This window comes from Flavobacterium franklandianum (assembly GCF_007097365.1).
Lineage (GTDB): Bacteria > Bacteroidota > Bacteroidia > Flavobacteriales > Flavobacteriaceae > Flavobacterium > Flavobacterium franklandianum.
Genome location: NZ_VJZR01000001.1, coordinates 1 through 22,361, shown reverse-complemented (window position 1 = coordinate 22,361; position 22,361 = coordinate 1). Strand labels below are relative to the sequence as shown.

The following is a 22,361-nucleotide window of genomic DNA, read 5'->3' as shown; positions in this document are numbered from 1 at the left end:
CTTTGGAGAGGGTCGGGGAGAGGAAAATATACAAAAATGAAAGTACACATTATTGGAGGAGGAAATCTTGGAGTTTCCATAGCATTAGGATTAACTCGATTTTCGAAAAATAACCAAATCACCGTTACTAGAAGAAACACGACAAGCATTCTATATTTAGAAGAATTGGGTGTAACCGTTTCAAAAGATAACAAACACAATATTCAAGATGTAGATGTTATTATTTTGACCATAAAACCATATCAGGTAAACACTGTTTTGGCCGAAATCCTTCCCTTAGTTACCAATAAAGTAATCGCTTCGGGAGTAAGTGGATTGTCAATTGAAGCGCTTCAAAACAAAATAGGAGATTCAAACAGTGCCATTCGAATTATGCCCAATATTGCGGCTCAATTTGGTGCTTCGGCAACTTGTATTGCTTTTAACGAAAGGCATGCAACTCAAGCCCAAAATGTAGTTTCTCTTTTTCAAGATTTAGGAACAGCGCCTATTATAGACGAAAAATTAATGGATGCAGCTACGGTTTTGGCGGCAAGCGGAACGGCTTTTGCTTTGCGTTACATTCGTGCTTCGATGCAAGCCGGAATCGAAATAGGGTTTGACTGGAAAACAGCATTGGCTATTTCTGCCCAAACTGTTAAAGGCGCAGCCGAAATGATTTTGGAAGAAAACATCCATCCAGAACAATTAATTGACAGAGTAACAACACCTCAAGGCTGTACAATTGCCGGACTGAATGAAATGGAAATGCACGGATTCAGTTCTTCATTGATTAGAGGAATTAAGACTTCTTTGAAACAAATTAAAGGGTAAATTTTAGAATATAAATTACAAAAAGGGAATTTAGTTTTAACTAAATTCCCTTTTGTGTTTAATACGAAGCAAATTATTCCTTTGTTTTATGTTTTACTTTTTGAAGCGATGTTTTCTTTAAAGTAAATTTTAACCAAAAGTAGCCCATAGTTCCAGCAACAAAAGAAGCAATTAAAATGGCAATTTTAGAATAGGTAATCACTTCTTCTCCGTCATTTTTAAAGGCAAGAAGTGTAATAAAAATGGACATTGTAAAACCAATTCCTCCTAACATTCCTGCGCCAATAATGGTTTTCCATTTTAATTCTTTGGGTAATACACAAAGTCCCAAACTCACTCCTAAGAATGAAAAAAGAAAGATCCCCAATGGTTTTCCAATGACAAGCCCTAATAGAATTCCAATTGAATTAGAATGGCTTAAACCATCTTGCCAGCCTGAATTTATAGCAATACACGTATTGGCAATGGCAAACAAAGGCAAAATTACAAAGGCCACAGGTTTGTGTAGAAAATGTTGTAAAATATAGGAAGGTGATTTCTTGCTTCCGTCTCCAAAAGGAATAACAAAAGCTAACAATACCCCAGTTATCGTAGCGTGAACTCCAGAATTTAACATAAAATACCACATCGCAACGCCTCCAATCAGGTAGGGAATCAGGTTGTAAATTTTCATCCGATTTAGAATAAACAAAACCCCCATAATACCTAAAGCAAGGGCTAAATTTATAAAAGAAATTGAGGTTGTATAGAATACGGCAATCACGATAATGGCTCCTAAATCGTCAATTACAGCTAGTGCGGTCAAAAATATCTTTAAGGAAGCGGGTACACGACTTCCCAGAAGAGACAAAATTCCTATGGCAAATGCGATATCAGTAGCCATTGGGATTCCCGCACCGTTTTGAGTTATGGTTCCAAAATTCAACAGTAAAAATAATCCGGCAGGAATAAGCATTCCGCCCAAAGCTCCAAAAATAGGCAATGCAGCATTTTTAATGCTCGATAATTCCCCTTGATAAATTTCGCGTTCTAACTCTAAACCTATCAATAGAAAGAAAATTGCCATCAAGCCATCGTTAATCCAATGTGTGATGGAATGATGTCCAACTTCGGTAGACCAAATCTGAATATATTCGGTTTGAATGGGAGAGTTGGCAAGGTAAAGTGACAAAATGGTTACACAAAGAAGCAGAATTCCACCCGATTTTTCGCTTTCAAAGAAAGATTTAAAGGTTTTTGTTAATTTCATTTTAAAGCTATTTACAGTTTCATGAGAAAATTGAAAGATTCGAAAGGAAATTTAATTCATTTTCATTTAACAAATTTACATAATTGAACTACTAAATCCTCTTAACAAAACGATAAACCGCAATTTTTTTGTTATTTTGGTGAATCAAATTTAGAAACATATTTTATGGGCATCAAAATCCTTCATATCGATAGCAATCATCTCATACTTTGGGAACAATTGCAGCAAGCAGGATTTTCCAACCACGAAGATTTCACTTCTTCCAAAGCGGAAATCGAAGCCAAAATCCACGATTATCAGGGCATCGTCATTCGCAGCCGATTCAAAATCGACAAAGCTTTCTTGGACAAAGCCACCAATTTGCAATTTATTGCACGAGTTGGAGCAGGTTTAGAAAGTATCGATTGTGACTATGCTTTATCCAAAAATATCCAACTCATTGCCGCTCCCGAAGGCAATAAAAATGCGGTTGCCGAGCATACTTTGGGAATGATCTTGTCGCTTTTCAACAATTTGAATCAAGCCGACAACGAAATAAAATCAGGAAATTGGAACCGAGAAAAAAACCGCGGTCACGAACTTGACGGAAAAACCGTGGGCATCATTGGTTACGGAAATATGGGAAAATCTTTTGCCAAAAAACTGCGAGGTTTTGAAGTAGAAGTTTTGTGTTATGACATTCTGGAAAATGTGGGCGATGAAAATGCGCGACAAGTTTCACTCACAGAATTTCAGCAAAAAACCGATGTTTTGAGTCTGCATATTCCTTGGACTCCCGAAACTGATAAAATGGTTAATGCTGATTTTATTAACGCTTTCGCCAAATCGTTTTGGATAATAAACACATCCCGAGGAAAAAACATTGTCACTGCCGATTTGGTCGAAGCGATGAAAAAACGAAAAATTCTTGGTGCTGGTTTAGATGTTTTGGAATATGAAAAATTATCTTTCGAAACACTGTTTCAAGACAAAGACACGCCAGATACTTTTCTATATTTATTGAAAGCAAAAAATGTAATTCTCACGCCACACATTGCTGGTTGGACATTTGAAAGCCACGAACGATTGGCGCAAGTAATTGTCGATAAAATCAAAGCAAAATATTTAAAAAATATTTAATTTAAATTCAAAAATTTACATATTAATAACACGACTTTTCCGTAAATTTTATATATTAGCCATTCAAATACAGTTCTTTATAAAGAATGAGGAGTAGCCGAAAATCCATAAGAGTAGGTGTTATCAACTAAATATTTTAAATTATGATTGAATGGTACAAAAAAGTAGTTTTTGAAAATTACGCAAATTTTAATGGCAGAGCAAGAAGAAGTGAGTATTGGTATTTCACTTTAGCAAATATTATTGTTTGCATAATTGCTATGATTATCGACAAAGTAGCAGGTTTAAATTTTGAACCACTACCTTATGGTTGGTTATATCTTGCGAATTCATTATTGGTTATTGTTCCTGGATTGGCAGTAACAGTAAGACGTTTGCATGATTTGGGCAAAAGCGGTTGGTTTTTCTTTATTATATTAATTCCTTTGATTGGTTCAATTTGGTTACTTGTTTTGTTTTGTACTGAAGGAGATCAAGGAACAAATTCGTATGGTCCAGATCCTAAAAATGAATTTGATGAAATTGAAGAAATTGGTACAATTGAAGCATAATTAAAATTGAAACTTAAATCATTTCAATAAATTTTATATTTTTACGCAAACCAATTAACAACCAAAAAGAATGGAAAACACAATAACAGAACATTGGAACCGACAAAACAATCCAATTCCCGTATTCAAAGTTGATCCGGTATTAGTATTAATCTTAAGTTTTATAACCTGCGGATTGTATCTTATCTACTGGAATATAAAAGTGGCCGAAGTGTTGAATGCTGTGGCTGAAAGAGAAGTTATTTCTCAACCCATTGCAATTTTTGCAGGATGTTGTTTTCCTGTGAATATTTATTTCTTTTATTTGGCAGGCAAAGACGCATTGCCTCAAGTGTATAAACGCATTGGTTATCCACAGAAAGACGATTCCACTTTATTGATTATTTTAGGGTTTTTCTTTCCAATGGCAGCGGCAATGATTGTTCAAAATGACATCAATAAATTATACAATTAATATAAAATCAAAACGTAAAATTTACGGAATCATCGGTGCATTCATTACGCTGATGGTTCCGTTTTTTTTAATCCTTTTCGATCAAAATACGCATCTCGAAACGGATCAATCTTTATGTCCTTTGAAGATGCTTAGCGGTTTTCCTTGCCCGGGTTGCGGCATCACAAAATCGCTAGTATATCTTTATGAGGGGGATTTACAAAAGAGTTTGTATTATCATATTTTAGGACCATTTGTAATTCTGTTTTGTATCGTAACAATTGGGGTTCTTGCCACAGAATTAATCACCAAGAAGGAATATTTCAACGGACTGCTTTTCAATAGAAAATTAGCCTATTGTTTGGCTATTTTTCTAGCGAGTTATCATTTTATAAGAATTTTATATTTTATAAATAATAATTCAATGGATGATATTTTGCTTCAGTCTATTTGGAGGTAAAACTAATAGACTGCTTGATAAATTTGCTCCCTAAAATTTACTTGATTACAGCAATCTGCAACCTTAAATCTGAAATCTGCCGTCTGCCACCTCATTACTCTTCTTTCTCGGCCAATTTTCTTTCTAATTCAGCCTGAAATTCTTCCATTACTGGTTTTACGGTGCTGTCTGGAATGTCCGAAATTCGGATGTACATTAATCCATCAATTGCATTGTTGAAAAGTGGATCAACGTTAAAAGCGACCACGCGAGCGTTTTGTTTGATGTATTTTTTAATCAAAACAGGAAGTCTTAAAGTTCCTGGTTCCAATTCGTCAATGAGTTTGTCAAATTTATTCAAATCGGCTTCGGCTTCATCAAAAATAAAATCCTTATCGGCGTCTTTTAATTTGACTTTAAATGCTTTTTTAGGATGAATATATTGAGCAATATAAGGATCATAAAAATTAGATTTCATGAATTCAATCATCAATGATTTCGAAAAATTCGAAAATTGATTACTAATACTCACTCCGCCAAGCAAGAATTTATGTTCTGGATGACGCAGAGTTGTATGAATGATTCCTTTCCAAAGTAAGAAAAGAGGCATCGGTTTTAGTTGGTATTCCTTGACAATAAAAGCACGTCCCATTTCTATAGAATGGTGAAGCATATCATATAATTCGGGTTCAAAACGGAAAAGATCATTCAGGTAAAACCCTTCGACTCCATATTTTGGAAAGATTTCTGCACCGAGGCCCATTCGATATGCACCCGCAATTTTTTTGGCATCGGCATCCCACAAAAACAGATGACGATAATATTTGTCGTAGGAATCAATATCGATGGATTCGTTGGTTCCTTCGCCCACTTCCCTAAAGGTAATTTCCCTCAAACGACCTATTTCGTGAAGCACGTTTGGAATTTCTTTGGCTTTGGCAAAAAAGACTTCGTAGTTCTTGCTTTGCAACAATCGACAGTCATTTTCTCGCAAAGTATCCACCTCTTTGACGATTTTTTCTAGACTTGCAGCAGTAACAATTTCCTTTGGATTCTTTGGAAGTTTTAAAGTGGGTGTTGGCAAAAACGGTGTTTCCTTTTCGAAAGGATTGGCCAACATATATGTTTTTCGTCTTAAAAACTCCGAATACTCTTCAATGGATTTGTATTCATTTTGTTCTGTAACCGAAATGGGTTTACCAATGCGTACTTTTATAGTTCGATGTTTTTGGCTAAATACTTCTGAGGGTAATTTTGCTGTTCGCAATGTGCCACTAATTTTTGAAAGAAGATAAAACAACCAGCTATTTTTGGCGTGAAAATAGATAGGAACAACAGGAACTTGCGCTTTTCTAATTACTTTTATAGCGCCTTCTTCCCAGGGTTTGTCCACCATCAATTTGCCATCTTTATAGGTCGAAACTTCTCCCGCTGGAAACATTCCTAGTGGTTTCCCGTCGCTCAAATGCCGTAAAGTTTCCTTGATTCCAATCACACTTGATTTAGCATCTTTATGATTTTCGAATGGATTTACAGGCATAATATATTGCTTAATCGGATCAATTCGATGCAACAAGAAATTAGCAATTATTTTGAAATTTGGCTCTTGATCCAGCATTAATTTCAAGAGTAATAGACCGTCAATTCCCCCAAGCGGATGATTAGAAATGGTAATATATGCCCCGTCTTTAGGAAGTCTTTTAAAATCTTGTTCGGGAATTTCGAATTTTATTTGTAAATCATTCAGTAGGGCATTCAGAAAGTCCAAATCCTTTAAGTGTTTGTTTCTGTCATATACTTTGTTGATGGTAGAAATTTTCAAAACTTTCATCAATAACCAACCCGAAAAAGTACCTAATATTCCATACTTCTCAGTGTTTATTGCTTTTGAAACTTCTTTTGGAGTAACTAAACCCATATATTGCTTTTGTTTTTTTGAGCGAAAAACAAAGATAGCAAAAAAGTCCATTTTCTTTGTTTAAAGGCAATCAATCTTTGAAGTTTTTATTACATTTGAAACTCAAAAAATACACATGAAAATCATTTCCTATAACGTCAACGGTATTCGATCGGCAATCTCTAAAGGTTTTATCAGCTGGTTACAACAAGCAAATCCCGACGTGATTTGCCTTCAGGAAATAAAAGCCACTCCAGAGCAAATTCCGCTTTTAGACTTTGAACTTGCAGGTTATCCTTATCATTATTGGTTTCCTGCCACTAAAAAAGGATATAGCGGTGTGGCCATTTTGTCTAAAATAAAACCCAACAATGTAGTTTTTGGTACAGGAATTCCACATATGGATTTTGAGGGAAGAAACATTCGGGTTGATTTTGACGAGTTGTCGGTGATGAGTTTGTACTTGCCTTCGGGAACCAATATCGAAAGATTGTCACACAAGTTTATGTATATGGACGATTTCCAAAATTATATAGATGAACTCAAAAAAGAAATTCCCAATCTCGTGATTTGTGGCGATTACAACATTTGTCACGAAGCAATCGATATTCACGACCCCATTCGCAACAAAAAAGTTTCGGGTTTTTTGCCCGAAGAAAGAGCTTGGTTGGACGGTTTTATGAAAAGCGGATTCATCGATAGCTTCCGATTTTTGAACAAAGAACCCGGTAATTATACTTGGTGGACCATGCGATTTCCATCGGCAAGACTAGAAAACAAGGGCTGGCGTATTGATTATTGTTTAGTGAGCGAACCTTTAAAACAAAAAATAAAAAGAGCCGTTATATTACCCGAAGCCAAACACTCCGACCATTGTCCGAGTTTGGTGGAAATAGAATAATTAAAATATCAAAAATCAATTCCAATTCCAATAAAAACAAGTAAAAATGATAAAAAGAATTTCCCTCGGATTGCTGATTGTAGCACTTTCAACCTCTTGCGTTTCCAAGAAAATATACAATGATCTAGAAAGTAAATATGCCGATTTAAAAAAAGAAAACAGAAGTATTTCAGACGAAAACACCGATTTACTGAAAACTAAAAGTCAACTCGAATTAGACCAAGAAGCTTTGACTAAAGAATTGGCGAAAGTAAAATCGGAACGCGAAAAATTGCAAGCTGATTATGCCGCTTTAAACAAAAAGATGGATGTTCTGAAAGATTCTTACGCCGCTTTAGAAAAAAATAGCAGTGAATCTTTGAAAGCCAATATGGCCAAAAACCGTGAGTTATTGGATCAGTTGGGTGCCAAAGAAAAAGCATTGGCATTGGAACAAGAGCAATTAAACAAAAACAACCAACGATTGAAAGAGTTGGAAAATTTGATTGCTGCCAAAGAAGCCAGTATGCGAAAACTAAAAGAAACACTTTCGAAAGCATTGAATGGTTTTGAAGGTAAAGGTTTGACCGTGGAGCAAAAAAACGGAAAAGTATATGTTTCTATGGAGAACAAATTGCTTTTCAACTCTGGAAGTTGGGCTGTAGGTTCCGAAGGTAAAAAAGCGGTAGTCGAAGTAGGAAAAGTATTGGGCGACAATCCCGATATTGCCGTTTTGATTGAAGGTCACACCGATGATGATCCATTTGGAGGTTCAGGTCCCATTGCCGACAACTGGGATTTATCGACCAAAAGAGCTACTGCCATTGTTGCGATTTTAAGCGAAAATAAATTAGTTAATAAACAAAATTTAACTGCTGCTGGTCGTGGTGAATTCTCTCCATTGGCAAGCAATGCTACTGCGGAAGGGAAATCTAAAAACCGTAGAATCGAAATTATTTTGACACCAAGATTAGACGAAATCGCCGATATGTTGAAGGATATTAATTAAGAAAACTCAAATTTTAAACTAAATTACATAAAGGTTCGTGGTTTTTCTACGAACCTTTTTCTTTGGAATTTCCTTTGTATATTTGGACATAAATTTTAATAAATGAAATACACCACTTTACCCAATACCGACATAAAAATCAGTAAAATTTGCCTTGGCACAATGACTTTTGGTCAACAAAACACCGAAGCCGAAGGGCACGCTCAAATGGATTATGCCCTCGAAAAAGGAATCAATTTTTTTGACACCGCCGAAATGTATTCGGTTCCGGGACGCAAGGAAACTTACGGAAGCACCGAGAAAATCATTGGAACTTGGTTCAAAAAAACTGGAAAAAGAGAAGAAATAGTTTTGGCTTCCAAAATTGCCGGACCCAATCCAGGTTTGGCTCATATTCGAGAAAATATGGATTTTTCGCCCGAAAGTATTGCTTTATCCATTGACAAAAGTTTGATGCGTTTACAAACGGATTATATCGATTTGTACCAATTGCATTGGCCGGAACGTAAAACCAATTTTTTTGGTCAACGCGGTTTTAAAGTCCAAAACGATTCTTGGAAAGACAATGTGCATTCTATTTTGGAAACTTTGGATGGTTTTATCAAGCAAGGGAAAATCAACCATATTGGACTTTCGAATGAAACGCCTTGGGGAATTATGCGTTTTTTGGAGGAAAGCAAATACCAAAATCTACCCAAAATCAAAACCGTACAAAATCCATATTCTTTATTAAATAGAACTTTCGAAATAGGTAATGCCGAAGTTTGTATGCGAGAAAATGTGGGTTTATTGGCGTACTCTCCTTTGGGTTTTGGTAGATTGTCAGGTAAATTTATGTCGGGCGAAAGTCAACCAAATTCTAGAATCGCTTTGTTTCCGCAATTTTCAAGGTATAATAGTGTACAATCTATTGAAGCAACGCGATTATATCAGGAAGTTGCTCAAAAAAATGGTTTGACTTTAACCGAAATGGCTTTGGCATTCGTAAATCAACAAGCTTTTGTAACGAGTAACATTATTGGCGCTACAACTATGGAGCAATTAAAAGAAAATATCGCCGCAATTGATGTGGTTTTGTCCGATGAAATTATAGCAGAAATTAATGATATTCAGGCTGTAATTCCTGATCCAGCTCCTTAGTTTTTTAACCACAAAGTCCACTAAGAAGGCACAAAGTCCACAAAGAAAGTATGTTTCCTTTGTGGATTTTTTTCGTTGTATTAATATTGATTCTGTATCTGTGAAAATCTGTTCAATCCGTTTCATCTGTGGCAAAAAAACAGGGCACGGATTAGATTGCGCGGATTTGCTAAAGCAAAAACGCTGATAAAAACGGATTTTATTATTTAAAACCTTCGTGGGCTTCGTGCTTACTTTGTGTCCTTTGTGGTTAAGCCTTAAAACTCAAAAGGCATTTCCACTGCCAAGGAGTCAACAGAAACAGAATCTTGTACTTTTATATTCAAAAGCGAATGGGCATTTCCTGAAAGTTGCAGCGGAATGGATTCGCCTAAGGTGTCTTCGGCGGTTAAGATTCCTCTTCGCAACATCAAATTGCTAAGGAATTTTTCCTGTTGTTGGGCGAATGCTTTTAGGTTTCCTTCGTTGTCAAATTGCCACATAAATTTCTTTGGTTTTGGAACGATGGTGGTCAAAAACAAACATTCTTTCAAGGTTAAATCTATTGGGCTTTTCTGGAAGTAGAATTGTGCAGCTTCGCCAATGCCGTACACATTTGGTCCCCATTCGATAACGTTGAAATAGACTTCGAGCATTCGTTCTTTGCTTGCGATTCTATTGTTTTCGAGGATGTAAACCAATAAGATTTCTTCCAATTTTCGGGAAACGGTTTTCTCTCGAGTTAGAAATACGTTTTTGATTAATTGCATACTTATCGTACTCGCGCCACGAGAGAATTTTTTGGTTCGAATATTTTTGAGAATTGATTGCTTGAACGCTTCATTGATAAAACCGCGATGCGAGAAAAACGAGGGATCTTCGGAGGTCAAAACGCATTTTTGCAAATAAGGCGAAATTTGATCTAAAGGCGTGTAATTTGGATTTCCAGAACCCACTAAAACTGGTCGTTGCAAGACGTTGTTGATGATAGCTCGATAGATAAATTCCCCGTTGAGTTTGTTGAGATTGGCTTCGCCGTATTTGGTGATTTTCAGGTTTTCTTTGTTCAATTTACTGTCAAAAACCAACGTATTCGTCTTGTTTTTATTGAACATAAAGTCTAAATTGTATTCGAAATTGCCTTCGGCTTCCATTCCTTGAAAATGGGTGAACAAACCATCGGGAAGCGAAACGATAAAATCCTGCGCTTTCATTTTTGGAATAGCTACTTTGAGTTTGTAAATCGTGTCTTCTTCGGTTTCGTAAGCTAAATAAGGATGGAATTTTACCTTGTTGAATTGTACGGTCGAACTACTGTCAATGGAAATAAAATCAGAACCCAAAAGGAAGCGGAAATCAAATTTTGCATTTTTGATAACCACGTCTTTGTTGGCGATTTTCTTGTGATTTATCATCAAATTGGCAATCGATGCAAAACCGTCAACGTGCAATTCACCGCCCGATTTATCTATGTTTTGAATGTTGAGTCGAATGGAATCGAAGCTGGATTTTAGTCCGAATCGTTCGTCAAGATAAGGGACTTTTATCGCTCCAGTATCGATATTGAAAAACCGAATATCGGCTTTTTTGTTTCTTGGATCGGCAAAACCTTCGATTCGAATTCGTTGCGTGAAAGCTTTAGTTTCCACTTTAATGGAAGTTTCCAATTGCTTGTTTACCAAACGTAGTTTTTGGAAATTAATGGTCGTTTTTTTGCCATTATCATTCAGGCGGAACGAAAGGTTTTCGACTTTCATATCTGTTGGAACCAAATTCAGTACTTTCGAAATGAGTATATACGCAACTTTGGCATAATCTCTTTTTTCGTTGGAAGAAGTTGAGCTTTTGTCTTTTTTTAGAAAAGCGTCAAAATTGCGACCTTTTTTATTTTTGACCAATTGAACATAACCGTTCTCGATTTCTAAAGTTCCCAATTGAATATCGCCAACTAACAATCGCCATAGATTGACGCTAGTTTTCATTTTATGGATATTGAAAAGCGTGTCGGCATTTTTGGGAACTAGAATGATTTCGGAAAAACTCAAACCCGAAAGTCCCACAAATGAAGCTTCTTTTACCGTAAAAGTGCTGTTGTACTCGCTTGCCATTTTAAAAGAAATCTTAGCAATGGTTTGTTTCAATACTTCATTTCTAAAAACAAAAAGAGCTATAATTATTGCCAAAAAGGAAATAGCAACTATTTTTACAGCTAAGATTATTTTTTGTTTTCGGGTTCTCATACAGTAGTTAGCAGTTGAAATTTTCGGTGCATAAAGGAACGCAAAAAAAAGAGAAAGAGAATTAATTTTATGATTCTCTTTAGAGTTTAAGTTGATGTGTTGAAATTAATTTAAAAATTAAAAAGGCAATATCAACGGAATGAAATTGCCTTTTCTGAAAGTTTTTTTAAAAATAAAAAAACTTATTTCTTCATAAGTAATGAGAACAAAATAGTGTCGTTTTTTTTACCATATAAGGGCATATAAGAACATTTAAGTTTTTGATTGAATCGCTTATGTGAACTTATATGCCTTATATGGTAAGATTAAATGTGTTACTGTTTAAATACGACAATAATTGATTCTTTCTATTTATATTCTTTATCCAAAAACAAATAACGAGCATCATTTTCAGCTTTCTTAGCTTTTGATTCTATATCGATAATCATAATTTCTGGATTTTTTTCATCTTTTGCGATTGGCCAAACTGGTAATTTTTCGCCGTTTGGATTTCCAGATTTGATAAAGTTGGCGAAGTAATTCATCATCGTTTCCGAAACTTTATAATCATCTTCCGTCCAAGCATAATCTTTATTCGTTGGAAGATTTCCCAAAGCATATTCAATCTCAGCCGAGTGAACAGCGCCTTTTGGTTTGGGAGCTTTTGGCGCGTTTTTATCTTTTTTGATGACGCCACCGGCAAGACCAGCTTCTAAATCTTTGTCACGAATTTCGGGTCTAGGTTTCGAAAAATAATAACGATAAACGTTTTGTGAACTATTTTTTCGATGCAAATCAAACCATTTCCAGGTGCTGTATGCAATAAATCTGTCGCCTGCTAAATCAGTGGCAGATTGCTCTGTAACTTCAGGAGTTCCTGCGGGATATAGTTTCAAGACTTCTTCGGCTTTATCACCGTATAATTCCTTGATTTTTGCAACATAACTTTCATTGGTGAGGTCTTTTCCCATCGTTAAAGCGCGATAAGTCATTTCTTCTGAATTCCATCCCAATAATAATGGAACCATTGCTTGTTGTTTGGACTCGAAAATTTCTGGTAATGATTTGGGCATAAAATACGCGTCAATAGTGGTTTTAAAGGTGGTTCTATTTGTTCCGTTTGATTTTTGATAGAGTTCCAAAGTGGACATATCACGAAGACTTTTCAATGATTTTGCTCCAATTTTTTGTCCAAATTCAAAACCTGTTTTTTCGGCTTCGACTAATGGAACAGGTGCCAACGTTGGATAAAAAGAACCCCCGCTTTCGCCAATGGCGCCTGCAAATAAATTTTTGGATAAAGGCGAAGCCATTTGAGTACTCACCGCAATAGAACCTGCCGATTCACCAGCTATTGTTACTCGTTTTGGGTCGCCACCAAATTGTGCAATATTGGCCTGAACCCATTTCAAAGCGGCATTTTGGTCTAGCAAACCATAATTTCCAGAAGCATGATTAGGCGATTCCTTAGTCAATTCAGGATGGGAAAAAAATCCAAAAATACCCAAACGATAATTTACGGTTAATGTAACGATTCCTTTTTTGGCCATATTTTCGCCATCATAACGATTTTCTGATCCATCGCCAGCAGCAAAACCGCCTCCATAAAAATAAACTAAAACAGGCAATTTTTCGTCCGAAGATTTAGCTGGTGACCAAACGTTTAAATACAAACAATCTTCGCTGATTCCGTCGCTTCTGAAACCCATATCACCATATAAATAGGGTTGAACGGCTCTTGGACCAAATTTTTTGGTTTGTTTTACTCCTGTCCAATTCGTAACAGGTTGAGGCGTTTTCCAACGTAAATTGCCGACTGGCGGTTGTGCAAAAGGAATTCCTTTGAAACTTTGAATATTCTTTGTAACGTCGAATTCACCTTCGATGACGCCGTTTGTAGTGGTTATTTGAACAGGAAAAGCATTCGGATTTACGGACTGTTGCGCAGTCGAAAAGAATGGAATTGCTATAAGTAGCAAACTAATAAAGGGAAATTTAAGATTCATAATTTATGTTTTATTGTGTGTTTTTAATACTGATTTTTTTAAACATTTCTACCCAAACAACTCGCTCGCCACATCCTCAATCTTCGCCACCAAACGAACTTTTATTATCGTGTTTTTCAAGGCAATTTTATTGTATTTTGACACAAAAATGGTTGAAAATCCTAGTTTTTCTGCTTCTTGAATGCGTTGATCCACACGATTTACAGGACGAATTTCGCCTGAAAGCCCAACTTCGCCAGCAAAACAAAAATCTTTATTCACGGGAATATCTTCATTAGATGATAAAATGGCGGCAACAACAGCCAAATCAATAGCAGGATCATCTACCGAAATTCCGCCTGTTACGTTCAAGAAAACGTCTTTGGCTCCCAAACGAAAACCAGCGCGTTTTTCTAAAACGGCCAAAATCATATTCAGTCTTTTAGCATTGTAACCCGTTGTGCTGCGTTGCGGTGTTCCGTAAACTGCCGTGCTGACCAAGGATTGAATTTCAATCATCAGCGGACGCATTCCTTCGAGAGTGGAAGCGATGGCAGTTCCGGATAATTCTTCGTCTTTGTGCGAAATTAATATTTCGGATGGGTTTGAAACTTCGCGCAAACCGTTTCCGAGCATTTCATAAATTCCGATTTCGGCAGTGGAGCCAAAACGGTTTTTGAGGGAACGCAAAATTCGGTATACGTGATTTCTATCGCCTTCGAATTGCAAAACGGTATCGACCATATGTTCTAAAATTTTAGGACCGGCAATGTTTCCGTCTTTAGTAATATGACCAATGAGAATTACGGGAATATTGGTTTCTTTGGCAAATTTTATCAACTCGGCAGTAGTTTCTCGAATTTGCGAAATGCTTCCTGGTGTTGAGTCGATATAATCGGTATGAAGTGTTTGAATGGAATCGATGATGACGATTTCGGGTTCGATGGCTTCAATTTGTTTGAAGATATTTTGGGTTTTGGTTTCGGTCAGAATGTAGCAATTGTCGCCGTTTGGCGTGATTCTTTCAGCACGCATTTTTATTTGTTTCTGACTTTCTTCACCCGAAACGTATAAGGTTTTATAAGGAAGTTTTAATGAAATTTGGAGCAAAAGTGTACTTTTTCCAATGCCGGGTTCGCCTCCCAAAAGTATTAAGGAACCAGGAACAATGCCGCCTCCCAATACGCGATTGAGTTCGCCGTCAGTAGTGTTCATTCGGATTTCTTGGGCGGAGTCAATTTCGTTGATTCGCAAAGGTTTTGGCGCTTTGGAATTGGAAGCCGATTCGGTTTTCCAAGCTACTTTTTCTTCTTTTTGAATAATTTCCTCAGCAATGGTATTCCATTCTTTGCAGGAGTTGCATTGGCCTTGCCATTTCGAATATTGAGCGCCACAGTTTTGGCAAAAAAAGGAAGTTTTTACTTTGGACATTATTTTTTGGGTGTTAGACTTTGCATCTCGTCAAATTTCTCTAGCATCATATCTTTGGTTAAATCCCCAATTTCATCTAATTGAGATGCTTTTTGATAGGCTTTTGCCGCTTTTTTTGAATCTCCCAATTTCTCATGCATTAGACCTATTTCATAATCGGCGAGCATAGATTTTGGATAATTTTTTCGAGCTAATTCGGTTAATTTATCTAATTCTGTGTAGGATTTATTTTTTAGAATTGCGGCTTCGATAGCTTTGAAATCGGATATTCTAATGGCAACTTTTAGTCCTAAAATTTTGGTAATGAGATCGTATTTATCGGTCAAATATTTTACTTGTCCGTTTGGAAGGATGGCTATTTTTTCTGAAAATTCAGTCATTGAAATCGGTTTGTAGCATTCGAAAATTTGGTTCAATGCACTTGGAATCGAATAAAGAACGGCAGAATAATGTGAAGCTCCTTTGAATTGGTCGTATTTGTAATTAATCAGTGGATTGTTGGCGGTTTTAATGTTAGCATCCAGTTTTTTTACGTCTTCCAAAAGTTCTTTTATGTCGCCATCGCCGGTAGATTGGTAGTAGAAAAGAGGTTGTTTTAATGCGGAAAACCGTTCTGGAATTATGGTGTCCATTTCAGGAACTAGTTCTGGACTTAAAGAAATATAGGCATTAAATATGGAGTAATCTTTGTATAGAAAAAAATTTGAATAACCAGCAGTGGTGTCGTGTCCGGCAATAATTCGGAATGGGGCAACACGGTATTTTTTTTCGATATAAGGAAGCAATTCGCTACCAATAAAACTGAAAAAAGCGGCACCTTTTCCTGAAGGTAAGCCGTTTGCGTCATCATAATTGCTGTCGTCTACTCGTTCCTCATTTGTGTTTTGGCTAATACCAACGATGATGGTTTCGGGCATATCTTCCCAGTAGGCACCATAGTTCAGAGCGCCATAAAAAGGGTCGAACAAGTAATCTCCATCGAGTAAAATAAGTATTGGATAGCTTTTGTTTGGGTTTTGTTCATAAGAATCAGGCAGGCCAATTGTGATTTCTCGACTTTTGCCTAATTTGTTTGATTCGAATATTTCAATTGTTTTTTGTGAAAACAGGGAAGTTGAAAAAAACAAAAATAGTACTATTTGCTTCATAATTTCAGGGGTTTGGAAATTAATATTCTTCCGAATTATAAGGTTCGAAAAGAGTAGCAATATACTAATTTTATTTGCTTTTTTAAAAGTAGAACAAGATAAAAGTGAATGTATCTAAAAAGGTCAAATTAGAAACGTTGCCTGGATTTTGAGGATAAATACTAAAGATTAAGTCAATGAATTGTCAGTTTCATTAGGAAAAAGAATCCATGGTTTGAAGGTTTTGGCTTCTTCAAAATCTAGAGTTGCATAGGAAATGATGATGATGATATCGTCTTTTTGCACTTTTCGAGCTGCGGGACCATTGAGTGTTATTTCGCCTGAATTTTTTTCGCCAATAATGACATAAGTTTCAAAACGCTCACCATTATTGATGTTTACAATCGATACTTTTTCGCCTTCAATGAGATTGGCAGCCTCCATTAATGCTTCGTCAATAGTGATGCTACCGATATAATTTAAATCGGCTCCAGTGACTTTTACACGGTGAATTTTTGATTTTACTACTTGTATTTGCATGGTGCAAAAGTAAATTAATTTAATGAAATGGTATCAATCAATCGAATATTGTTGACAAATACGGCTATAAAAGCGCGATATTTCTTGTTTTTGTTTTTTCTTATGCAAGGAAGCAACGTTTCTTCGTCGGCAATTTGATAGTATTCTAAAGTGAATGTATTATTTTTATCAAATTCTTTTTGAACCCATTCAGTTACCATTTTAGCACTCTGTTTTTTGAATTTTTCTTTAGATTCGATTAATATTTTGTAGATGAATGAAGCTTCCTGTTTTTCTTCAGGAGATAAAAGTGCATTTCTGGAGCTCATTGCTAATTTGTTGGCCTCTCGGTAAATTGGGCAGCCAATTACGTTGACTTTTAACTTGGTTTTTTCGACCATTTTCTTCACAATTTGCAATTGTTGAAAATCTTTTTCACCAAAATAGGCGTTTGTAGGTTGAACAATTTCGAACAGACGTTTTACAATTGTTCCCACTCCGTTGAAATGTCCGGGTCTAAATTTGCCTTCCATCTGATTTTCTAAACCGTCAAAATTGAAAAATTGCGACGAAGGTTTTCCTTCATAAACATCATCAACAGTCGGGGCAAAAACTATAATTTCGGGACTTAATGTACTAATTTTTTTTAGGTCATCTTCTAGTGTTCTCGGGTATTTTGCAAGATCATCGGGATTATTGAACTGGGTAGGATTGACAAAAATACTCATCACAGTAGTGTTGTTATTTGCTATTGATTGTTTCATCAATGATAAATGGCCTTGGTGTAATGCGCCCATAGTGGGTACAAAGCCGATGGATGAATGGTTTGTTTTAATAGATTTTAGAAAGTCTATCAAAGCTGCTTTTCCGTAGAAAATATGCATAGGTTATTTGTTGATATAATATGCAAACATAAGATTTTAGTCTATAACTGCATAAATTTTTGTAATTTTGCATGGTTTTTATTGCCAATAAATTAAGTAATTTACAATATGGAAGATAAGAGGATATTATATGTATCATCTGAAGTGGTGCCCTATCTAGCTGAAAATGAGGTTTCTTCAATGTCTTACGAAGTGCCAAAAATGATTAATAATCAAGGTGGACAAATTAGAATTTTCATGCCAAGGTATGGTAATATAAACGAAAGAAGGCATCAATTGCACGAAGTAATTCGACTTTCGGGGATGAATTTGGTAGTAAACGACTTGGATATGCCTTTGATTATAAAAGTAGCTTCTATCCCAAAAGAAAGAATTCAGGTTTATTTCATTGATAATGACGAATATTTCAAACGGAAAGCCACATTTACAGATGAAGATGGAGTGATGTTTCCAGATAACGATGAACGAGCTATTTTCTTTGCCAAAGGCGTTGTTGAAACTGTAAAAAAATTGAATTGGGTTCCCGATATTATTCATGTTCATGGTTGGATGGCTGCAATGTTGCCCATTTATATGAAACATTTTTATAAAAATGAAGCCTTATTTTCCGACACAAAAATCGTAACATCGGTTTACAGTCAGTCTTTCGAAGGAACTTTGGATATTGAAATGATCAATAAAATAAAATTTGATGGTATTCCGAATGAATCAATTGCAGATTTAGAATCTCCAGATTACGAAAGCATTATGAGAGCCACCATCATTCATTCTGACGCTGTGATTATCGCATCAGAAAACCTCTCACCAAGTTTAACAAAATTTATAGAATCTTCAGGAAAACCTTTTTTACCTTTCGCCTCGAAAGATAAATTTGCTGAAACGTATTCTAACTTTTATAAAAATTTTGTTCTATAAATTAAACATTTTCTAGTAAACATGCACAATAATTCCCTTTTCAAGTCCCTATTATTTATTGCAGGCATCCTTCTTTTTGTATCTTGTGACAAAGAGTACAGTGCAATTGGAGACGCATTAATTGGTGATAATAATTTCGAATTAGTCAAATACCCATCGAATGTGGTGGCTCACAACGAAAAAATTATCCCAATAGAATCTGATAATCTTGATGTAAATGCATTGGGAATTTATGACAATCCTGCTTTTGGTAAAACAACTGCGAACTTCGTAACTCAATTAGCTTTAGGAACATTAAATCCAACTTTTGGAGCAAATCCATTAATTGAAAGTGTATATATTGATGTGCCTTATTTTGTAGATGCTACTCAAACAGCAGCAATTACTACAGGTGGAAATACTTATGTTTTGGACTCTATATATGGAGAAAAATTGGCAAAAATCAAATTGAGTGTTTTTGAGTCAGGTCTTGATATGGATAGCGACGGTGTGGCTCAAACTTTTTATACCAATCAAAATTCTGATTTCGATAATTATAAAATTGGAAATCGTTTGAATGATGATTCCGACAAGTCACAAAATGATGAGTTTTTCTATAATCCTGCTCAAAATTCTGTCACGACAAAAGATGCTGCTGAAAAAGAAACAATTTCTTATTCAGCGCCTGGTATGCGATTAAAATTGAATGTTGCTTTTTTTCAAAATAAAATTTTTAACGCTCCAACAGGTACACTATCCGTTCAAAATGTTTTTGATAAATATTTCAGAGGTTTGTATTTCAAAGTAGAACAATCAGGTGCTGACAAAGGAAGTTTAGCCGTGATTAATTTTAAAAAAGGAACCATAACAATCAAATATAAAGAAGATTCATCTACAACCCCAGTCACTAGAGTCGAAAAAACCTTAATTCTTAATATGTCAGGGGCCACTGCGAGTTTGCTAGAACAAAGCAATCCAAATACTGATTATACTTCAATTACAGGCAATCCAAATAGAGATCTTGGTGATCAAAAATTGTATTTAAAAGGAGGCGAAGGATCATTAGCGGTTTTAGAGCTATTTGAAAAAAAGGATTTGATAGGATATGATGCAAACGGAAACCTAACAGGTCCAAACAATGTTTCGGATGAATTGGATAAAATGAGAAAAGAAGGATGGTTGATTAATGATGCCAATCTTATTTTTCATATTGATGCTAAAACAATGAAAGATAGCTACGAGCCAGACCGAATATACTTGTATGATTATACCAACAACACTACTATTTTGGATTATTATTTAGGTGCATCAACCGCAAATAAAAACACCTCTAAATATCTATTTGGTGGATATTTAACTAAAAATGCAACATTAAAAAGAGGGGTTTCTTATAAAATGAATATTACGAATCACATTAGAAACCTTGTAAAAAATTCTGAAGCAAAAAATGTTAAGCTAGGCGTTGTCGTAACCGAAGATATGAATTTTGCAGAGTTCAAAATGTTGAAGACAGGAAATGCTTTTATTTCAAAAGCCCCCAAAGCAAGTGTTATGAATCCACTAGGAACAATCCTTTACGGTAGTAACTTTCCCGATACTGATGCAAATTACAGCAAAAGATTACAACTAGAAATTTATTATACAAAACCTAAATAAACCAAAACTATGTGTGGAATTGTTGGATACATTGGCTACAGAGAAGCTTATCCTATTGTGATAAAAGGATTAAAAAGATTGGAATATCGAGGTTATGATAGTGCTGGCGTTATGTTATATGACGGAGACAATATAAAACTTTCTAAAACAAAAGGCAAAGTTGTTGATCTTGAAGCAAAAGCAGCAAACGAAATTTCCACAAATGGAACTATTGGTATTGGTCATACTCGTTGGGCAACACACGGAGTTCCAAATGATGTGAATTCTCATCCTCATGTTTCTAATTCAGGAGATTTAGTAATTATTCATAACGGAATTATCGAAAATTATGCACCTCTTAAAATAGAATTAATAAAAAGAGGTTATGTTTTTCATTCAGATACCGATACCGAAGTTCTGGTAAATCTTATCGAAGAAGTTCAAAAAAAGGAAAATCTAAAACTGGGAAAAGCAGTTCAAGTAGCATTAAACCAAGTTTTTGGAGCTTATGCAATAGCTGTTTTTGACAGAAAAAATCCTGATGAAATTGTGGTTGCCCGTTTGGGAAGCCCATTGGCAATAGGAATTGGAGAAGGCGAGTACTTTATTGCGTCTGATGCTTCACCATTTATCGAATATACTTCGAATGCAGTTTATTTAGAAGATGGAGAAATGGCTAATATTAGATTGCACAAACCTATGAAAGTTCGAAAAATTAAAGACGATTCTTTAGTTGATCCTTATATTCAAGAGCTTCAAATGAATTTGGAGCAAATAGAAAAAGGCGGTTACGACCACTTTATGTTAAAAGAAATTTACGAACAACCTAGCGTTATTACTGATACTTATCGCGGAAGACTTCATGCAAACGAAGGTATTATTCAAATGTCGGGAGTAGAGGATAATTTAGAAAAATTTCTGAACGCCGAAAGAATAATAATTGTCGCTTGCGGAACCTCTTGGCATGCAGGACTTGTAGCTGAATATATATTTGAAGAATTTACCAGAATTCCTGTTGAAGTTGAGTATGCCTCTGAGTTTAGATATAGGAATCCAATTATCAACAGAAAAGATGTAGTAATTGCCATTTCTCAATCTGGAGAAACTGCTGATACTATGGCGGCAATTAAGTTGGCCAAAGAAAAAGGAGCTTTTGTATATGGAGTTTGTAATGTGGTTGGTTCTTCAATTTCTAGAGAAACACACGCAGGTTCACACACTCATGCAGGTCCAGAAATTGGAGTGGCTTCGACAAAAGCATTTACTACGCAAATCACAGTATTGATAATGATGGCGTTACGTTTGGCTAAAGCCAAAGGGACATTGTCTAAAACGGATTTTCATAGATACTTACAAGAATTAGAAATTATTCCTGAAAAAGTAAAAGAAGCTTTGGAAACAGATGCAAAAGCGAAAGAAATAGCTGCGATTTTCAAAAACACTCAAAACTGTTTGTATTTAGGAAGAGGATATAATTTTCCAGTTGCGCTCGAAGGTGCATTGAAACTAAAGGAAATCTCTTATATTCACGCCGAAGGGTATCCTGCGGCCGAAATGAAACATGGTCCAATCGCTTTGATAGATGAGCATATGCCAGTTATTGTTATTGCACCAAAACAAGGACATTATGACAAAATTGTTAGTAATATTCAAGAAATTAAATCGCGTAGCGGTATTATTATAGCAGTGGTTACAAAAGGAGATACACAAGTAAGAGGTTTGGCAGATTATATCATTGAAATTCCTGAAACTTCGGATGCTTTATCACCATTAATCACTACAATACCGTTGCAATTATTATCGTATCATATTGCCGTTATGCGAGGCTGTAATGTTGATCAGCCGCGTAATTTAGCTAAATCAGTTACGGTTGAGTAAGTAATATTCTACTGTTTCCATCCAAAGCGAGGTTTTTATCTCGCTTTTTTTTTTGTCTATTTTTTATGAAAACACCATTTTCAAGATATTATTTTATATGCACGCATAACAAATCGCATTAATTTAACTAAATATCATAAATTAGTTTAATGTTTTTTAAAAAGACTATTTATAATGAAATTGTATAATATTAAATTTTTTTTTTGATTGTCCGTTTTTAGTCATAACCCTGTAATGCTTGCTATTACTAGCCTATCGAATAATTTTTCTTCAAAATACC

General features: G+C 35.5%; 19 protein-coding genes. 11 read left to right on the top strand and 8 right to left on the bottom strand.

What is annotated here, in order from left to right; translation table 11 throughout:
* Positions 1-36 precede the first annotated feature (36 nt).
* On the top strand, positions 37-813 hold the full coding sequence (gene proC / locus FNW17_RS00095) for a pyrroline-5-carboxylate reductase (protein WP_143389116.1): 777 nt from the start codon (positions 37-39) through the stop codon (positions 811-813).
* 73 nt (positions 814-886) lie between these two features.
* Here the strand turns inward: proC and nhaA are convergent, their stop codons facing one another.
* Positions 887-2,062 (bottom strand): Na+/H+ antiporter NhaA, encoded by a 1,176-nt coding sequence (nhaA, locus tag FNW17_RS00090; RefSeq protein ID WP_144070591.1) that lies wholly within the window; start codon positions 2,060-2,062, stop codon positions 887-889.
* A gap of 165 nt (positions 2,063-2,227) precedes the next feature.
* On the opposite strand from nhaA, the gene FNW17_RS00085 reads away from it, so the two are divergent.
* From FNW17_RS00085 to FNW17_RS00070, 4 genes are all read left to right on the top strand, one after another.
* Positions 2,228-3,181 carry a 2-hydroxyacid dehydrogenase gene (locus FNW17_RS00085; protein ID WP_144070590.1) on the top strand — a complete coding sequence of 318 codons (954 nt, stop codon included), beginning with the start codon at positions 2,228-2,230 and terminating at the stop codon, positions 3,179-3,181.
* A 143-nt stretch (positions 3,182-3,324) separates the two neighbouring features.
* Positions 3,325-3,732 (top strand): DUF805 domain-containing protein, encoded by a 408-nt coding sequence (locus FNW17_RS00080; RefSeq protein ID WP_144070589.1) that lies wholly within the window; start codon positions 3,325-3,327, stop codon positions 3,730-3,732.
* A 70-nt stretch (positions 3,733-3,802) separates the two neighbouring features.
* Entirely contained in the window at positions 3,803-4,186 is a 384-nt protein-coding gene (locus tag FNW17_RS00075) for a DUF4234 domain-containing protein (RefSeq protein ID WP_143389120.1), read from the top strand.
* Positions 4,161-4,625, top strand: a complete 465-nt coding sequence (locus FNW17_RS00070) for a DUF2752 domain-containing protein (protein ID WP_143389121.1) — start codon at positions 4,161-4,163, stop codon at positions 4,623-4,625. The genes FNW17_RS00075 and FNW17_RS00070 overlap by 26 nt, the downstream gene beginning before the upstream one ends.
* A 94-nt stretch (positions 4,626-4,719) precedes the next feature.
* Here FNW17_RS00070 and FNW17_RS00065 read toward each other — a convergent pair whose 3' ends face one another.
* Positions 4,720-6,522, bottom strand: a complete 1,803-nt coding sequence (locus FNW17_RS00065) for a GNAT family N-acyltransferase (RefSeq protein WP_143389122.1) — start codon at positions 6,520-6,522, stop codon at positions 4,720-4,722.
* Positions 6,523-6,637: 115 nt separating this feature from the next.
* Between FNW17_RS00065 and FNW17_RS00060 the strand changes: the two genes are divergently transcribed.
* From FNW17_RS00060 to FNW17_RS00050, 3 genes are all read left to right on the top strand, one after another.
* Entirely contained in the window at positions 6,638-7,402 is a 765-nt protein-coding gene (locus FNW17_RS00060) for an exodeoxyribonuclease III (RefSeq protein WP_143389123.1), read from the top strand.
* A gap of 46 nt (positions 7,403-7,448) precedes the next feature.
* Complete coding sequence (locus tag FNW17_RS00055; RefSeq protein WP_143389124.1) at positions 7,449-8,390, top strand: OmpA/MotB family protein; 942 nt, start codon at positions 7,449-7,451, stop codon at positions 8,388-8,390.
* A gap of 102 nt (positions 8,391-8,492) precedes the next feature.
* Positions 8,493-9,530, top strand: a complete 1,038-nt coding sequence (locus FNW17_RS00050) for an aldo/keto reductase (protein ID WP_144070588.1) — start codon at positions 8,493-8,495, stop codon at positions 9,528-9,530.
* A 257-nt stretch (positions 9,531-9,787) separates the two neighbouring features.
* Here FNW17_RS00050 and FNW17_RS00045 read toward each other — a convergent pair whose 3' ends face one another.
* The 6 genes from FNW17_RS00045 to panC all read right to left on the bottom strand — a co-directional run bounded on the left by FNW17_RS00045 (position 9,788) and on the right by panC (position 17,674).
* On the bottom strand, positions 9,788-11,749 hold the full coding sequence (locus tag FNW17_RS00045; RefSeq protein WP_144070587.1) for a transglycosylase domain-containing protein: 1,962 nt from the start codon (positions 11,747-11,749) through the stop codon (positions 9,788-9,790).
* A 347-nt stretch (positions 11,750-12,096) separates the two neighbouring features.
* Positions 12,097-13,734, bottom strand: coding sequence for a carboxylesterase/lipase family protein (locus FNW17_RS00040; RefSeq protein ID WP_144070586.1), 1,638 nt, complete (start codon positions 13,732-13,734; stop codon positions 12,097-12,099).
* Positions 13,735-13,782: 48 nt separating this feature from the next.
* Complete coding sequence (gene radA / locus FNW17_RS00035; RefSeq protein ID WP_144070585.1) at positions 13,783-15,144, bottom strand: DNA repair protein RadA; 1,362 nt, start codon at positions 15,142-15,144, stop codon at positions 13,783-13,785.
* Entirely contained in the window at positions 15,144-16,292 is a 1,149-nt protein-coding gene (locus FNW17_RS00030) for an alpha/beta hydrolase (protein ID WP_143389130.1), read from the bottom strand. The genes radA and FNW17_RS00030 overlap by 1 nt, the downstream gene beginning before the upstream one ends.
* Positions 16,293-16,460: 168 nt before the next feature.
* The gene (panD, locus tag FNW17_RS00025) at positions 16,461-16,811 is read right to left on the bottom strand and encodes an aspartate 1-decarboxylase (protein ID WP_143389131.1); all 351 of its coding nucleotides are present in this window, start codon (positions 16,809-16,811) and stop codon (positions 16,461-16,463) included.
* A gap of 14 nt (positions 16,812-16,825) precedes the next feature.
* Positions 16,826-17,674: a pantoate--beta-alanine ligase gene (panC, locus tag FNW17_RS00020; RefSeq protein WP_143389132.1), complete on the bottom strand. Its 849-nt coding sequence runs from the start codon at positions 17,672-17,674 to the stop codon at positions 16,826-16,828.
* Between the two features lie 108 nt (positions 17,675-17,782).
* Here panC and FNW17_RS00015 point away from each other — a divergent pair, with 108 nt between their 5' ends.
* Genes FNW17_RS00015 through glmS form a run of 3 tightly spaced genes read left to right on the top strand, consistent with a single transcriptional unit; the run spans position 17,783 to position 22,081 of the window.
* Positions 17,783-18,589: a glycogen/starch synthase gene (locus FNW17_RS00015; protein WP_143389133.1), complete on the top strand. Its 807-nt coding sequence runs from the start codon at positions 17,783-17,785 to the stop codon at positions 18,587-18,589.
* Positions 18,590-18,610: 21 nt separating this feature from the next.
* A complete protein-coding gene (locus FNW17_RS00010) occupies positions 18,611-20,224 on the top strand; it encodes a DUF4270 domain-containing protein (protein WP_144070584.1) in 1,614 nt (537 codons plus the stop codon).
* A 9-nt stretch (positions 20,225-20,233) separates the two neighbouring features.
* Complete coding sequence (gene glmS / locus FNW17_RS00005) at positions 20,234-22,081, top strand: glutamine--fructose-6-phosphate transaminase (isomerizing) (protein ID WP_143389135.1); 1,848 nt, start codon at positions 20,234-20,236, stop codon at positions 22,079-22,081.
* The last annotated feature ends 280 nt before the right edge of the window (positions 22,082-22,361 follow it).

Coding starts and splice junctions, on each gene's coding strand:
- proC (WP_143389116.1), top strand. CDS start 37: ATGAAAGTACACATTATTGGAGGAGGAAATCTTGGAGTTTCCATAGCA.
- nhaA (WP_144070591.1), bottom strand. CDS start 2,062: ATGAAATTAACAAAAACCTTTAAATCTTTCTTTGAAAGCGAAAAATCG.
- FNW17_RS00085 (WP_144070590.1), top strand. CDS start 2,228: ATGGGCATCAAAATCCTTCATATCGATAGCAATCATCTCATACTTTGG.
- FNW17_RS00080 (WP_144070589.1), top strand. CDS start 3,325: ATGATTGAATGGTACAAAAAAGTAGTTTTTGAAAATTACGCAAATTTT.
- FNW17_RS00075 (WP_143389120.1), top strand. CDS start 3,803: ATGGAAAACACAATAACAGAACATTGGAACCGACAAAACAATCCAATT.
- FNW17_RS00070 (WP_143389121.1), top strand. CDS start 4,161: ATGACATCAATAAATTATACAATTAATATAAAATCAAAACGTAAAATT.
- FNW17_RS00065 (WP_143389122.1), bottom strand. CDS start 6,522: ATGGGTTTAGTTACTCCAAAAGAAGTTTCAAAAGCAATAAACACTGAG.
- FNW17_RS00060 (WP_143389123.1), top strand. CDS start 6,638: ATGAAAATCATTTCCTATAACGTCAACGGTATTCGATCGGCAATCTCT.
- FNW17_RS00055 (WP_143389124.1), top strand. CDS start 7,449: ATGATAAAAAGAATTTCCCTCGGATTGCTGATTGTAGCACTTTCAACC.
- FNW17_RS00050 (WP_144070588.1), top strand. CDS start 8,493: ATGAAATACACCACTTTACCCAATACCGACATAAAAATCAGTAAAATT.
- FNW17_RS00045 (WP_144070587.1), bottom strand. CDS start 11,749: ATGAGAACCCGAAAACAAAAAATAATCTTAGCTGTAAAAATAGTTGCT.
- FNW17_RS00040 (WP_144070586.1), bottom strand. CDS start 13,734: ATGAATCTTAAATTTCCCTTTATTAGTTTGCTACTTATAGCAATTCCA.
- radA (WP_144070585.1), bottom strand. CDS start 15,144: ATGTCCAAAGTAAAAACTTCCTTTTTTTGCCAAAACTGTGGCGCTCAA.
- FNW17_RS00030 (WP_143389130.1), bottom strand. CDS start 16,292: ATGAAGCAAATAGTACTATTTTTGTTTTTTTCAACTTCCCTGTTTTCA.
- panD (WP_143389131.1), bottom strand. CDS start 16,811: ATGCAAATACAAGTAGTAAAATCAAAAATTCACCGTGTAAAAGTCACT.
- panC (WP_143389132.1), bottom strand. CDS start 17,674: ATGCATATTTTCTACGGAAAAGCAGCTTTGATAGACTTTCTAAAATCT.
- FNW17_RS00015 (WP_143389133.1), top strand. CDS start 17,783: ATGGAAGATAAGAGGATATTATATGTATCATCTGAAGTGGTGCCCTAT.
- FNW17_RS00010 (WP_144070584.1), top strand. CDS start 18,611: ATGCACAATAATTCCCTTTTCAAGTCCCTATTATTTATTGCAGGCATC.
- glmS (WP_143389135.1), top strand. CDS start 20,234: ATGTGTGGAATTGTTGGATACATTGGCTACAGAGAAGCTTATCCTATT.